Source organism: Klebsiella quasipneumoniae subsp. quasipneumoniae (assembly GCF_020525925.1).
GTDB classification, from domain to species: domain Bacteria; phylum Pseudomonadota; class Gammaproteobacteria; order Enterobacterales; family Enterobacteriaceae; genus Klebsiella; species Klebsiella quasipneumoniae.
On the sequence record NZ_CP084876.1, the window covers coordinates 4,704,478 to 4,718,798 of the forward strand.

At 47.4% G+C, this 14,321-nt stretch carries 6 protein-coding genes; all 6 read left to right on the forward strand.

The window, feature by feature from the left end; all coding sequences use genetic code 11:
* Window positions 1-129: 129 nt before the first annotated feature.
* The 6 genes from LGM20_RS22630 to LGM20_RS22655 all read left to right on the forward strand — a co-directional run bounded on the left by LGM20_RS22630 (window position 130) and on the right by LGM20_RS22655 (window position 14,210).
* On the forward strand, window positions 130-999 hold the full coding sequence (locus tag LGM20_RS22630) for a phosphorothioated DNA-binding restriction endonuclease (protein ID WP_044525246.1): 870 nt from the start codon (window positions 130-132) through the stop codon (window positions 997-999).
* 686 nt (window positions 1,000-1,685) lie between these two features.
* Window positions 1,686-3,611, forward strand: coding sequence for an ATP-binding protein (locus LGM20_RS22635; protein ID WP_072013449.1), 1,926 nt, complete (start codon window positions 1,686-1,688; stop codon window positions 3,609-3,611).
* 587 nt (window positions 3,612-4,198) lie between these two features.
* A protein-coding gene (locus LGM20_RS22640; RefSeq protein ID WP_115667359.1) for an IS3 family transposase occupies window positions 4,199-5,310 on the forward strand; the annotation gives its coding sequence in 2 pieces (ribosomal slippage) (window positions 4,199-4,460 and window positions 4,460-5,310; 1,113 coding nt in all).
* A gap of 575 nt (window positions 5,311-5,885) precedes the next feature.
* Window positions 5,886-6,938, forward strand: coding sequence for a DNA cytosine methyltransferase (locus LGM20_RS22645; RefSeq protein WP_072013448.1), 1,053 nt, complete (start codon window positions 5,886-5,888; stop codon window positions 6,936-6,938).
* 49 nt (window positions 6,939-6,987) lie between these two features.
* Complete coding sequence (gene drmD, locus LGM20_RS22650; RefSeq protein ID WP_044525243.1) at window positions 6,988-10,128, forward strand: DISARM system SNF2-like helicase DrmD; 3,141 nt, start codon at window positions 6,988-6,990, stop codon at window positions 10,126-10,128.
* Window positions 10,125-14,210 carry an Eco57I restriction-modification methylase domain-containing protein gene (locus LGM20_RS22655; RefSeq protein ID WP_044525242.1) on the forward strand — a complete coding sequence of 1,362 codons (4,086 nt, stop codon included), beginning with the start codon at window positions 10,125-10,127 and terminating at the stop codon, window positions 14,208-14,210. The genes drmD and LGM20_RS22655 overlap by 4 nt, the downstream gene beginning before the upstream one ends.
* The last annotated feature ends 111 nt before the right edge of the window (window positions 14,211-14,321 follow it).

The window sequence follows — 14,321 nt, forward strand, 5'->3', positions numbered from 1 at the left end:
GGGCTTTTCGAACAAATAACTGGCAGTGATAATTAAATCGCGATCCATGTAGAATCGCCGCATCTGGTAGGTTGATCGGCAAGGATTTTGCGAGCATCATCGCATTTATTTAGCTGCCGATGTAACGCTATGCCCTCCAGCACGACCCTGCAACACGCGATCGAGAACATCGCCATCTGGCGCAAAGGCGAACAGCGTGCGCCGCATAAGCCACTACTGCTGCTGTACGTCCTCTCACAGTACCAGCGCGGCCATGCGCGGATGTTCGACTACGCCTCAGAGATACGCGATGAGCTGCATAGCCTGCTGGAACGCTTTGGCCCGCAGCGCCGCCAGTACCGGCCGGACATGCCCTTCTGGCGCCTGAAAGGCGACGGCTTCTGGGAGCTGCACAACAGCGAACAGTGCTCAACCCAGGGCAGCCGACAGCCGCCCGGCAAAGAGCTGGAGCTCTGTCACGTCGCCGGCGGCTTCGATGAGCCGCATTTTGCGCTACTCAACAGAAATAATAAGCTGATCAATACCCTCGCCCATCAGATCCTCGAAGCGCATTTCCCGGAGAGTATTCAGGAAGAACTGGCTGAAGAGATGGGGTTTGATCTGCTGCAGATCCGTAAAGAGCGCGACCCGCATTTTCGCCAGCAGGTGCTGCGCGCCTATAACTATGAGTGCGCTATCTGCGGCTTCAATATGCGCCATGATAATACCTCCGTCGCCCTGGAAGCAGCCCATATTAAATGGAAGCAGCACGGCGGCCCATGCGAAATCCCTAACGGCCTGGCGCTCTGCGCGATTCACCATAAGGCTTTTGATAAAGGATCCATTGGTCTGGATGAGGATATGCGCATCCAGGTTTCGCCGGCGGTGAACGGCGGGGGCATCGTTGGCAGGCTGTTCTGGGATTTTAATGGTAAGCCGATTACCTTGCCGCTGGGGAAAGCATGCTATCCGCAGGAAGGGTTTGTGGCATGGCACCGGCGGGAGGTGTTCAGGGGATGAGGGGGTATGGGGATGGTGATAAGCGGGTTTCGATGTTGAGCGTAGGGTTTAGGGATTTTGAATGTGTTTCGGAGAGGATTTCGGGGTTGATCAATGATTGGTCGTGGCTAGATTAAAGGACTTATTTATTGGTTGTTTTGATATTGATGCTTGGGAATGGGGGGAGGCCGGACTCGAACATGAAATTCAACCTCATGATTTTAAATAGTAAATAAAAAACATTTTCATTTTATACCAACATAGATACCAACACGAAAATTCATTGTTCTTCAGCATTGAACCCGGACAAACATGACTGAGTTGTATTAGCTCAAATTTGACCTGAACAGAACAGCTCGCTTAAGCCCGGCCAGTGCCTGGTTGTTGATATCTGTTGTCTGAGAGCATATCTACACTGCATGAAATCGCATGAGTCTCATGCAGTATTTCTCACGCAAAAAACCATATGTGGTGGCTTCTGTAACGAACTACGTTCTGCATGAAAACTACTGCATTAAGTGAAGCGGGCAGGCGGGCGAGGCTACCCACGCTGGAGAGGATTATGAGTAATTTTATTCGTTGACCTTGCTACGACGCATGTACGTTGCAAAAAATCAATATATTCCTAAACAATCGATAGACACAAGCAACGACCATCAATAGTATAAACTTCATGATAAACGCATGCTTAAAAAGGAAGTTACAGGATGAGCGGTTATTCAGTGACTTATGAAGAGAGATTTCTTTTTAAAGAAATCGGTTCAATAGCTACGAAACCTGATATTGCTATTACTGAACTTGTAGCTAACTCACATGATGCTGGCGCAACGGTAGTAAAAATAAATATATCTGAAACCAATCCGCAAGTCCTCACTATTGAAGATAATGGAGTAGGACTGACGAAAGAACAATTCGAAAGCAGGTGGCTTAGATTACGATACGACAGGCACAAGCATCAGGGAGCATATGTCGAATTTCCTAGCGATGCTGATGTCCAAACTAAACGTCTTGCATTTGGATGCAATGGTGTAGGGAGACATGCAGGACTATGTTTCGATGATAATTATATAGTTGAAACATGGAAGGACTCCATCCGCAATTATTATCATTTAGCTGTATCCTCCGGTCAAAGTCCAATAAAAGTTGTTGAACACCGTAGCGAGAAATCAGCAGGTCATGGTTCTAAGATTACAGTAAATATCACTCGTAACTACGTCGATTCTGAACAAATATCAGATATTATATCTGCAAGATTTCTTTTTAATCCAGAATTTCATGTTTATGTTAACGGCCGCAAAATCACCTTGCTAGAGCATCCTGGGGTGGTAAGAACGGAAGAAATAAATCCAATCGGAAACATAAAAATAAAATTAACTTTAGTAGATTCTTCTGCTGCGGCTAGAACTTCAAATCAGCATGGTGTCGCTTTTTGGCTGGGTGGGAGATTGTTAGGAAAACCTTCTTGGTATATTGCTAAAAATCAAATAATAGATGGGCGAAAGTCATTTGCCAAAAGATATACTTTAATTGCTGAGTCGAATGATCTATTCAGCTATGTTGAACCTGATTGGTCCAGCTTCAAGACAGACTTTACAACTATAGACCTTATATCTAATGAAATCGGTAGGATTCTTCGCGGCTGGTATGTTGAGTTATCTCAAATAGACATGCAACAAGCAAAATCTACGGTAATTCAAAATCATGTTGAGGATATAAAGAGTCTAAACATTCTTGCTAGAAAGGAACTGAATGATTTTCTAGACAATATTTTGGAGGAAAGTCCGGATGTTAAATTGGAATATTTGGAGTTGGCATTTAAAGCAGCTATAAATTTAGAGAAGTCCAGATCTGGAATTCCACTTTTGAGAAAATTAATTAGCATTTCACCTGATGATGTCGAAGCGCTGAATGTTTTTCTGGATGAATGGAATGTAACAGATGCAATGACAATTCTTGCTGAAATTGACTCTCGCATAAAGTTAGTTGAGATGATTTCCAAGATTAGTGGTGACCATAGTGTGGATGAATTACATACTCTACATCCACTAATCGAGAAAGCTCGTTGGGTTTTCGGTCCAGAATTCGATAGTGCCGAATATTCAAGTAACAGAGGGCTTATCAAAACTATGGAGACCATATTTAAAAAAAGTTATAAGAAAGAATGTTTTTTAAACTCATCAAAACGTCCTGATATAGTCGTAGGTAGTAATTCATCTTTAAGCATGCTTGGACTTGAGGAGTTTGATGGTGAAATAAAAAAGACTAAGACTGTACTTTTAATTGAGCTTAAGAAAGGCGGTTTCACTATTGGTCGTGATGAGATGAATCAGGCAAGATCTTATGTGGAAGATATTTGGCATACTGGCGTAGGATCTTCACGTCCTTTTATTAAAGCATTTGTTGTTGGTGATACTATAGATAAATTTGCCAGCAAGTATCAAGCAGTTGGAAATAATGAAAATGACAAGTTTGGCGAAGTGAAAGCTATTACTTTTGATGAAATGGTTAGGACTGCACAGGCTAGGCTTTTTAATCTACGTGACAAAGTATTCCTTAGGTACGACAGCTTAGACAACGAAGCTACGATGAGCAACGTTATCAATATTCCTACACAAGATAAATTTAGCATTTAAATTTCACTCATGAGTCAGGTGATAATAGTTATCAACTGACTCACAAATTTCATGACGTAATAGTACAATTTATATTGTTAAGGCTGATTGTCTTTTGATACTCTAATTGAGTTGGGAGTAGGTTATTGTTACTTTCTTTGGTTGTAACTGGTCTGTCCATGAAGAAATGACTATGCTTATTCCACTAAAGATTCTTCCTGAATTGTCGATAATTGATCCGAAAAGCCAAATTTTTTACGGAATCATCATAGTTAAGGAAAGTACATATTGCTGGGTTTAATAAATAAAAAGTTAAAGTGTTTACTAATTATAATAATAATAATGGGTTCAGGCTGTGTAACACAATCCCCATATAATTCCTCCGGCCCGTAGATCAGGCATTAAAAGTTTGTGGCTTAGGATACTAATCGGAAGCTGCAATGCTTTATCGAGGTGCTGACCAGATTACTCATAAACAAGCATCTGCTGAATTTGAAACAAAGTTTAGCCAAAACCTTGAAACTCAGATTGTAAGTATCCCGGTAAAGCGGACCATTCACATTTAGAGATCTTCCTGCATACTGATTATGTTCCTGGAGGAGATAGCCATGCGCAAAGCCCGATTCACCGAACACCAGATCATTGCCGTTCTGAAGTCCGTCGAAGCCGGACGCACCGTCAAAGATGTGTGCCGCGAAGCCGGGATTTCTGAGGCCTCGTACTACAACTGGAAAGCGAAGTTCGGCGGTATGGAAGCCTCTGATATCAAAAAGATGAAGGACCTCGAAGATGAAAACCGCCGGTTGAAACAGATGTTTGCGGACCTGAGCCTCAAGTGCCGCGCATTGAAAGACGTTATTGAAAAAAAGCTTTAAAACCAGCGATAAAGCGTGAGCTGGTCAGCTATCTGACCGCGCAGTTTGCCATGAGCTTACGTCAGGCATGCAGGATATTGTCGCTGAGCAGGACGGTATTTCGTTATCAGCCGGATACGCAACGTGATGAGCCAGTCATTATGGCGCTGACCGTGGCGGCTGAACGCTATCCGCGATACGGATTTAAAAAGCTTTTTCAGGTGCTGCGCAGGCAGGACAAAAGCTGGAACCATAAGCGCGTTCACCGGATTTACTGCCTGCTGAAACTGAATTTTCGCCGTAAGGGAAAACAGCGTCTGCCAGTGCGCAATCCGGTTCCGCTGGTGACGCCAGAGGCGATGAACCAGAGCTGGTCCATCGATTTTATGCACGATGCGCTGGTGTGCGGCAGACGCTTCCGGACCTTCAACGTGGTGGATGATTTTAACCGCGAAGCACTGGCGATCGAAATTGACCTGAATATCCCGGCGCAGCGAGTCGTGCGAGTGCTGGACAGGATCGTGGCAAACCGCGGATATCCGCTAAAGATGCGGATGGATAACGGTCCGGAACTGGTCTCGCTGACGCTGGCACAATGGGCAGAAGAGCATGGTGTGATGCTGGAGTTTATCAGGCCCGGCAAGCCAACGCAGAATGCCTTTATCGAACGGTTCAACCGGACATACAGAACAGAAATACTGGATTTTTATCTGTTCAGAACACTGAATGAAGCACGGGAAATTACAGAGCGCTGGCTGGCTGAATATGACGGCGAGCGCCCCCACGAATCCCTGAATAACCTGACGCCGGAAGAATACCGGCTGATGGCTGAAACCCCGGAAATCTCAAAAAGTGCGTGGAACTAAAACGGGTGCGCTTACAATATCTGCTTGCGAAAAATAATGATCAATCTGACGTCCAAACTCATGCCTAGGAACAATGCGGCGATCGTGCTATGTGCAGATCTTCTCCATACGCTTCAGTGGGAAAAGTACTTTTCAAGCTCATTGAGCAGTACTTCATCTGTTCAAACATAGGGCAGGATCGTCTACCGGGGCGGGGTCAGTCCAACTATAGGGCAGGAGCGTCTACAGGAGTGGGTCAGTCCACCCAGTATTCATTTACCCCACAAGCTGTTCATGAGATCATATAAGCAAATAACTTCTGGTATGGGGCTTTTCAGTCTAGATCGCTGGTCATCGGTTGAATGAATCATAGAAGACTCTGGTAACAGCAAAATCACCATTTATGTGCAGCCCCAAAATGCTGTATTTTTATACATAAAATACTTCATCATGGAAGTTGTAAGCTAAAGGCGCTCGCAAATGGTTGCATCTTGGACGTTGTGCAAATACTAATGAAGTGGAAATAAGATCTTGATACTCTTGTAGTAATTAATCTATGGGTATCTCTAAGTCTTTGAAAAGATGAGAAGAGTTAAATGAAGAAAGTATCTTGTGTCGATTTGTTTTGTGGTGCAGGTGGATTAACGCATGGCCTTGTACTTGAAGGCTTACCTGTAGTTGCAGGAATTGACATGGATCCGGCCTGCAAATTTCCTTATGAATCAAACAACAATGCCAAATTTATAGAACGGGATATAAGCAAAGTAACAACAACCGAATTAGATGCATTGTTTGGCGATGCTGACATCAAAATTCTCGCTGGCTGCGCGCCTTGCCAACCATTTTCTACCTATACACAACGTTATGAATCGGATGGTAAGGACGGTAAATGGGGGCTCCTGTATGAGTTTGCACGCCTAGCAGAAGGTACTCGCCCAGACGTGATCACGATGGAAAATGTTCCTACAGTGGCTAAACACCAAGTGTTCCACGACTTCGTCGAGGCATTGAAGTGTATTGGCTACAGCGTATGGTTTAGCATTGTTGATTGCACTCAATTCGGTGTCCCACAAACACGTAAGAGAATGGTTTTATTGGCATCACTCCATGGCGAGATAAAAATGTCTTCTCCAACGTGTACAAAACCCAAAACAGTAAGAGAAGCTATAGGCCATCTGCGCGCATTAAATGCTGGTGAAGCTGCTCCAGGAGATAAGCTGCATGTTACCTCCACATTGTCAGATAAGAATCTGGAGCGTATTAAGGCCTCAAAACCAGGAGGAACTTGGCGTGACTGGCCAGAACATCTTGTTGCCGATTGTCATCGAACAGAAAGTGGCAGAACTTACGCTAGTGTTTATGGCCGTATGGAATGGGACAAACCAGCACCAACCATGACAACGCAGTGCTATGGTTTCGGAAATGGTCGATTTGGGCATCCTGAACAGAACCGCGCAATCTCCCTGAGAGAAGCGGCAATTCTTCAGAGTTTTCCCCGTAACTATGCATTTATTCCCCATGATGGTCCAGTAAGTTTAAGGATTCTAGGGCGCCTAATCGGGAATGCAGTTCCTGTGGAACTTGGCCGAGCAATTGCACGCAGTATTAATTCACATCTTGCAAATGTGAATATGGCCACTGTGGAATGACAACTCTTTACTAATCATTAGCTTCGCTGAATTAGAGCCTGGAAACAATATGGAAATTTCTAATACACCTGATATCCGAGTACAGCGAACTATTCCAGAACCCGGTCAGTTGGTTGAGGTCCGTCGGCGTCAATGGGTTGTTGTGGAAGTTACTTCATCTCAATTGTTACCTGCCTCAGCTCAACAGCACGCAGTAACTTTGTCATCTATTGATGAAGATGGTTTGGGGGAAGAACTTGAGGTTATTTGGGAAATTGAGGTAGGTGCCCAGATTATTGAGCGAGCTGGGCTGCCCACAATCAGTGGCCAAGACGACTCCAGCACTCTTAATGCTTTCCTTGACGCAGTGCGCTGGGGAGCAGCCACTAATGCTAACCGAGGCTTCCTGCAGGCCCCCTTTCGCAGTGGCGTTAGTATAGAAGACTTCCAACTCGATCCGTTGGTGCGTGCAATTGATATGGCACGTGTCAATCTCCTCATAGCCGATGATGTCGGTTTAGGTAAGACTATTGAGGCGGGATTAATCATTCAGGAAATGCTGCTTCGGCATCGAGCCCGTACAGTCCTGATTATCTGCCCTGCGTCGCTACAGGAAAAGTGGCGGATGGAGATGCAGGAAAAGTTTGGACTGGAATTTCAAATCGTCGACACTCTCTACATCAAGCAATTACGCCGAGAACGCGGGATCCATGCCAATCCGTGGACATCGCATTCTCGACTGATCACGTCCATGGATTGGGCCAAAAGCGGCGAAGGCCTGAGAGCTATGCGCGATGTGTTGCCCTTATATAGCAGCTACCCACGCAAGTTCGATCTATTGGTCATTGACGAAGCACATAATATCGCACCGGCTGCTGGGGCAAACTACGCACTGGAGAGTCAGAGAACGCGCTTCATCCGTTCAATCAGCCCTCATTTCCAGCACAGGTTGTTTCTGACCGCTACGCCACATAATGGCTATACCGAATCCTTCACCTCACTGCTCGAACTTCTGGATGACCAACGTTTCGCCAGAAATATACTTCCCGACGATAAGCAGCTCAATCAAGTAATGATCCGTCGCCTCAAGAGCGATCTCGTTGACGCAGACGGCAATCTACTTTACGCCCAACGTAAGCTTGAAGCCTTACCGATCTTATACACTGCCAAAGAACGCGAAATTCACTCAAAACTCAACGACTACTGCAAGAGCCGAGAACTAGGTGCAGAGAAAGCTGGTAGAACATTCGGAACTACTTTCGTGAATCAGCTGCTAAAAAAACGCCTCTTTTCCTCACCTGCAGCCTTCGCATCAACACTCGAAAAACACATCGCTAGTCTGGCTTATGGAAACCTGCGTAGTGATAATAGTCCGATGGACGACCGCATCTTGCGCAAAGCTATTCTTCGTGTTGATGAAGATTACGCTAACGACCAAGAGATAGAGAATGCGCAATCTGAGGCTGTTGAAGAAGCTTCACGTCGAGCTCAGCCGCTCACAACCGACCAGCAACAAATGCTGAGTGAACTACGTAAATGGGCACAGATAGCCAGAAACCAAGTCGATTCCAAAGCTAAAGCAGTGCTCAGCTGGCTTGATACCAATCTGAAAACAAACGGCCATTGGAACGAACATCGGGTAATTCTGTTCACTGAATATCGCACTACCCTCCAGTGGATACATGAGATCCTAGCCAGCCATGGATTTGGTGGGGAGCGCCTTGCGATCCTACATGGTGGTATAGCGCAGGACGAACGTGAGAAAGTAAAAGCAGCCTTCCAGACCGCTCCAAAAGTCTCTGCCGTTCGTATTCTTCTTGCTACCGATGCAGCATCTGAAGGTATTGATCTGCAGAACCACTGTAACTGCTTAATCCATCTTGAGATCCCCTACAATCCCAATGTCATGGAGCAGCGCAATGGTCGTATTGACCGTCATGGTCAACGCCAGAAAGAGGTCTTGATCTGGCATCCTGTCGATGGCGATGAAAATAGCCAAGCTAGCATTGGAGGCCATAGTGGAGACATCATCCGAGCTCTACGTAAGCTCGAATCTATGCGATCAGACATGGGTAGTGTCAATCCGGTTATCGCGCCACAGATGTCGAAGCTGATTGAAGGATCTATCAGGGATTTTGATACTCGTATTGCAGAAGCTCGGATTGCCAAAACTAAACGATTCGTAAGCGCCGATCGTGAACTGAAAGAGCGGATAGCCCGGTTACATGACCGGCTACTATCCACTCAAAACGATTTCCATCTCACGCCAGAACATATCCTCATGGCTGTAAATACGGGACTTTCTTTGGCAGGCCGACCACATTTGGAGCCGTTTGCTCTTCCGGATGCTCCAGCTGGTTCAACATTCAAAATGCCAGCATTGTCAGGATCCTGGGCTCGTTGCCTGGAGGGGCTACGCCATCCCTATACTCTACAAACTCGCCCTATCACCTTTGACCATACCGTGGCGAAAGGGCGTGACGATGTCGTACTCGTTCATTTGAATCATCGACTGGTACAGATGTGCCTACGTCTGTTACGAGCAGAAGTATGGGCTCGCGATGACGTGAAGAAGTTGCATCGTGTTACTGTACGTTCGGTGCCCGACACACTAATTGATGGCCTTGCCGTAGTAGTTAGTTCAAGGCTGGTTATCACCGGAGGCAATTACCATCGGCTCCACGAAGAGTTGACAACAGCCGGAGGTTATCTTGGGGATAAATCCTTCCGCCGTGAAGAAGGGGTCAATAAAGTTCAGCTATGGCTAGATAATAGTAAGCCAATGACAGCTTCTGACTCACTATTTGATGATATCCGTATTCGTTTTGAGCGTGCGCAACACGCCATTCTACAGTCAGTGAACGCTAGGTCAAAAGACCGGCTCAAAGATTTGAGTAATACTCTTCAGCTCAGTAAGAATCGAGAATTAACGGACATTAGCACCGTGCTTGATGAACTTGAAAAAACCATCTGTATCGAATTAAAAAAAGATCAACAACCTGAGCAATTTTCACTGTTCTCAGAGGATGAACGAACCCAGCTCAAACGTGACACCGCAGCTCTGAAAGCTCGTCTTTCACGTATTCCTGAAGAGCGTGAACAGGAGATCCAAGCCATCGAAACTCGCTACGCTAAACTCGACGATCGTACTTTTCCAGTTGCTATTACCTTCCTAGTACCTGAATCTACTGTTCAGCGGGGGGAAGCATGAGTATGACCAGCATACACGATGATTGGCTCTCGCTAATCGACATTTCAGGCCCCTTCCTTGCTGTACCAGTACTAAAAGATGCATTCCCGCAAGGGCTGGAAGAGCTAGACGCTGCTAAGCGCAAACGACTGCGCCAAGCTTACGATGAGTGGCGAGAAGCACTGGAACAAGAAGATCCTCAGTTCAACAAATTGCATTTCGCGTGGATTGAAGAAGTTCTTTCACGTGGCCTTGAGTTTGACGAGGACGGGAAAGGCGATGTACTGAAGGGCACAGATTGGTGCGCCGCCAACTTGAACACTTTTCTCCCTGATCATGGCGTAGCTCTGTCACCAACTCTAACAATTGTCGACGAGCAATGTGCGAACAAGCCTTTGATGCTCATTCATACCTATGCGCACGATATCGATCTTGACGCAACATTGAAAATAGACGGATGGGCCGCTACACCCACGGAACGTATGGTTCAGCTGTGCCGCTCCAGGGAGTGTCGCCTTGGTTTGGTGACCAATGGCGAACGCTGGATGCTGGTTGATGCACCGGTGGGCGCTGTCACCAGCTTCGCCAGTTGGTATGCTCGACTCTGGAACCTGGAGCCCATAACACTGCAGGCCTTCGTGCACCTGCTCGGTATCCGCCGTTTCTTCGTCGATGAATCCGAACAACTACCCGCATTGTTCGACAGTTCTCTGAAATATCAGGATGAAGTAACCGATGCGCTGGGAGAACAAGTACGTCGTGCTGTCGAAGTATTAATCCAGTCCCTTGATAAAGCTGATCAGGATCGCAACCGTGAACTACTGTACAACGTAAAAGAATCCGAACTCTATGAAGCCGCGCTGACGGTGATGATGCGTTTGGTGTTTCTGCTCTCAGCCGAAGAGCGCGGACTGCTACTTTTGGGTGACGAGCGATACGAAGCCAACTATGCACTTTCCACTTTGCGTATGCAGCTGCGCAAAGTTCCCGAAGAAATCCTAGAACGAAGATGGGACGCTTGGTCACGCCTGTTAGCGATTTTTCGGGCTATGTTCTGCGGTGTTGAACATGAGAATCTACGTCTACCAGCACTGGGTAGTTCACTATTCGATCCAGACCATTTTCCTTTCCTAGAAGGACGGGCTAAAGGATCTAATTGGCGGACAGATGCTGCCAAACCACTACCAATTGATAATCGCACAGTCCTATTATTACTTGAGGCTATCCAGCAATTCCAGGGCCGAACACTCTCATATCGCGCACTGGACGTCGAACAAATCGGGTACGTGTATGAAGGTCTGCTGGAACGTACTGTCAGGCGCACCGATGAAGTCACACTGGAGCTTGCTGCCACCAAGAAATCACAGTATCCATGGGTTACACTGGCCGAGCTAGATGCAGCGAACACTGATGGTGCCGAACAATTAGTTAAGTTGTTGCAAGAACGCTCCGGCAGTTCTGCCAGCCGAGTGCGTAATGATCTGGCTAAAGCTGTTGATGACACCTTGGCTGATCGCCTGCTGACGGCCTGCCAAGGTGACATCCAGTTACGTGATCGTATCAAACCTTATGCCCATCTGCTGCGCACTGACCCTTGGGGTTATCCGCTAGTCTACCCCGCTGGTGCCTTCATCGTAACCAGCGGCTCAAACCGACGCGAAACTGGTACTCATTACACGCCCAAGTCCCTTACCGAAGCCATCGTCACCGAGACGTTGACACCAGTGGCCTATGTCGGCCCTGCAGAAGGCACACCCCGTGAAGGGTGGCGACTCAAATCTCCCACTGAACTGCTCGATCTCAAGATCTGCGACCCAGCGATGGGGTCGGGCGCCTTCCTGGTACAGGCCTGCCGCTGGCTGGCCGATCGCCTTGTCGAGGCCTGGATGCTTGCTGAAGCCAGCGGAAAGGCGGTGAGCGTGGATGGTGTCGTCTTGGACGCCCTTGGCACCTTTGAGCAGTTACCACGCGATATGGATGCACGCATCGTCATCGCCCGTCGCCTGATTGCCGAACGTTGCCTATACGGCGTCGATCTGAATCCGCTGGCAGTCGAACTGGCCAAACTATCGATCTGGCTTGTAACGCTAGCCAAGGGTCGTCCGTTTGGCTTCCTCGACCACAGTTTGCGCTGCGGTGATAGCCTGCTCGGTATCCATCAATTGGATCAACTGACCCAGCTTTCGATGAAACCTGCGCCCAAGGGACAGCTACGCCTGTTTGGCCAAAACAGCGAAAAAGCTGTTCGGGAAGCAGTAGAATTGCGTCAGAGACTGCGCGAAATGCCTATCCGCGACATTCGCGACGTAGAAGCCATGGCGCAACTGAATGCCGAGGCACGCAGCAAGCTCGAAGTGCCGAAATGTATCGCCGATGCGTTTATCGGAGAAGTATTCACAGTAGGTGACAATGCTGCTGTGCTGGAGAACTCGCTGGCATTCCTGACTACTCAGGCCGGACAAGCTATCGACGGGGAGCGTAACGTACTTAACTTGATGTACCGGAGAGCAGTTGCCGCGCTCTCGATCGATCTTCCAGTAGACAAGACTGCACGTCGACCTTTCCATTGGCCGCTGGAGTTTCCGGAAGTGTTCGAGCGTGAATGCTGCGGTTTCGACAGTATCGTCGGCAATCCACCGTTCCTTGGCGGGAAGCGAATCAGCACAGTAATGGGTTCTGCCTACAGCGATTGGCTTTCCATTGTGCATCAAGGCGCCGGAAAAAACTCTGATTTGGTAGCGCATTTCTTCCGTCGCACTTGGAACATCATCCGTGATAATAGTGGATTCGGCCTTATTGCTACTAACACTATTGCGGAAGGTGACACCCGCCAAGGGGGGCTTGAATGGATCCTGAATGAGGGGGCCATCATCTATGCAGCTTACCCGAACGAACGCTGGCCCGGAAAGGCGGCCGTCATCACCAGCCGCGTGCACGCGCACAAGGGGCGGTGGAATGGCGAACGTACGCTGCTTGGAAGACCTGCCTCTTTTATATCGGCTTTCCTATCCAACCGAGAGGAATGGAGTCTGAAGAAGCTCAAGGCAAACGACAAAAATGCTTACATCGGCTCTTTCGTAAACGGTATGGGATTTGTTCTAACCAACAACGATGCCCAGATGATGCTTAACGCTAATCCACGCAATGCGGAGGTGATTTTCCCTTATCTCAATGGTGAAGACCTGAACTCTGACCCGGAGCAGCAGGCCAGCCGTTGGGTTATTAACTTTTGGGACTGGCCAGAAGAGAAAGCTGCAACCTACCACGAGCCCTACATGTGGATAAGAGAACATGTCTACCCCGAGCGCTTGAAGAAGAGCAAGGAGAAATCGTACAAAAATATCATGTCTATGTGGTGGCTGTTTTGGCGCCACCGTCCAGAACTCTACCACGCAATTGGTCGTGGTCATCATTTCGAATGCCATCCAAATGGCTGGTTGCCAAATGAGCGATTGATGTCAAGAGTTCTTGCGATTACTCGCGTCAGTAAGACATTGGCCTTTTCGTTTGTCGATCCCAATATTGTCTTTTCAGACGCCATCGTTGCATTTTCTCTCAACCGCGGGAGAGATTTCGCTCTGTTACAATCGAATATCCATGCAGTCTTTGCGTGGCAACATGCATCAAGGCTTAAAACAGATTTGCGGTATAGCCCGACAGATGCACTAGAACCGTATGTTTTCCCACGTGGTTTCCATGACGCTCTGGGCGGCCAGCTTGATGATTTGGGAGAGCAGTTTCACCAAGAGCGCATTGAAGTCATGCGAGCCGATCAGATTGGCTTAACTAAACTTTATAACCGCTTCCACACTGACACCGAGCACGATTCTCGTATCGAAAGGCTGCGCGCATTGCAACGTGAAATTGATACCGCGACCGCCCAAGCCTACGGTTGGGATGACTTTGACCTTGGCCATGATTTCCACGAAGTTCCATATTTACCCGAGAATGACCGGGTTCGTTTCACTATCTCAGAGGCTGCTCGTGTCGAAGTGCTACAACGATTGTCAGAATTGAATCGTCTGCGCTATCAGGAGGAACTTGCTGCTGGCTTGCATGTAAAAGCGGCTAAAGCTAAGAGATTAAGTACGCCACGAAAATAATCCCCAACATTAATTTCAAACTAAGTTTGAGTTTGGGAAAGGTAATTCATTAATGATCAACGCAACCCCCGTTGATCTTGTTGTCACGGCTCAAAATTTCGTCTAGAGCGG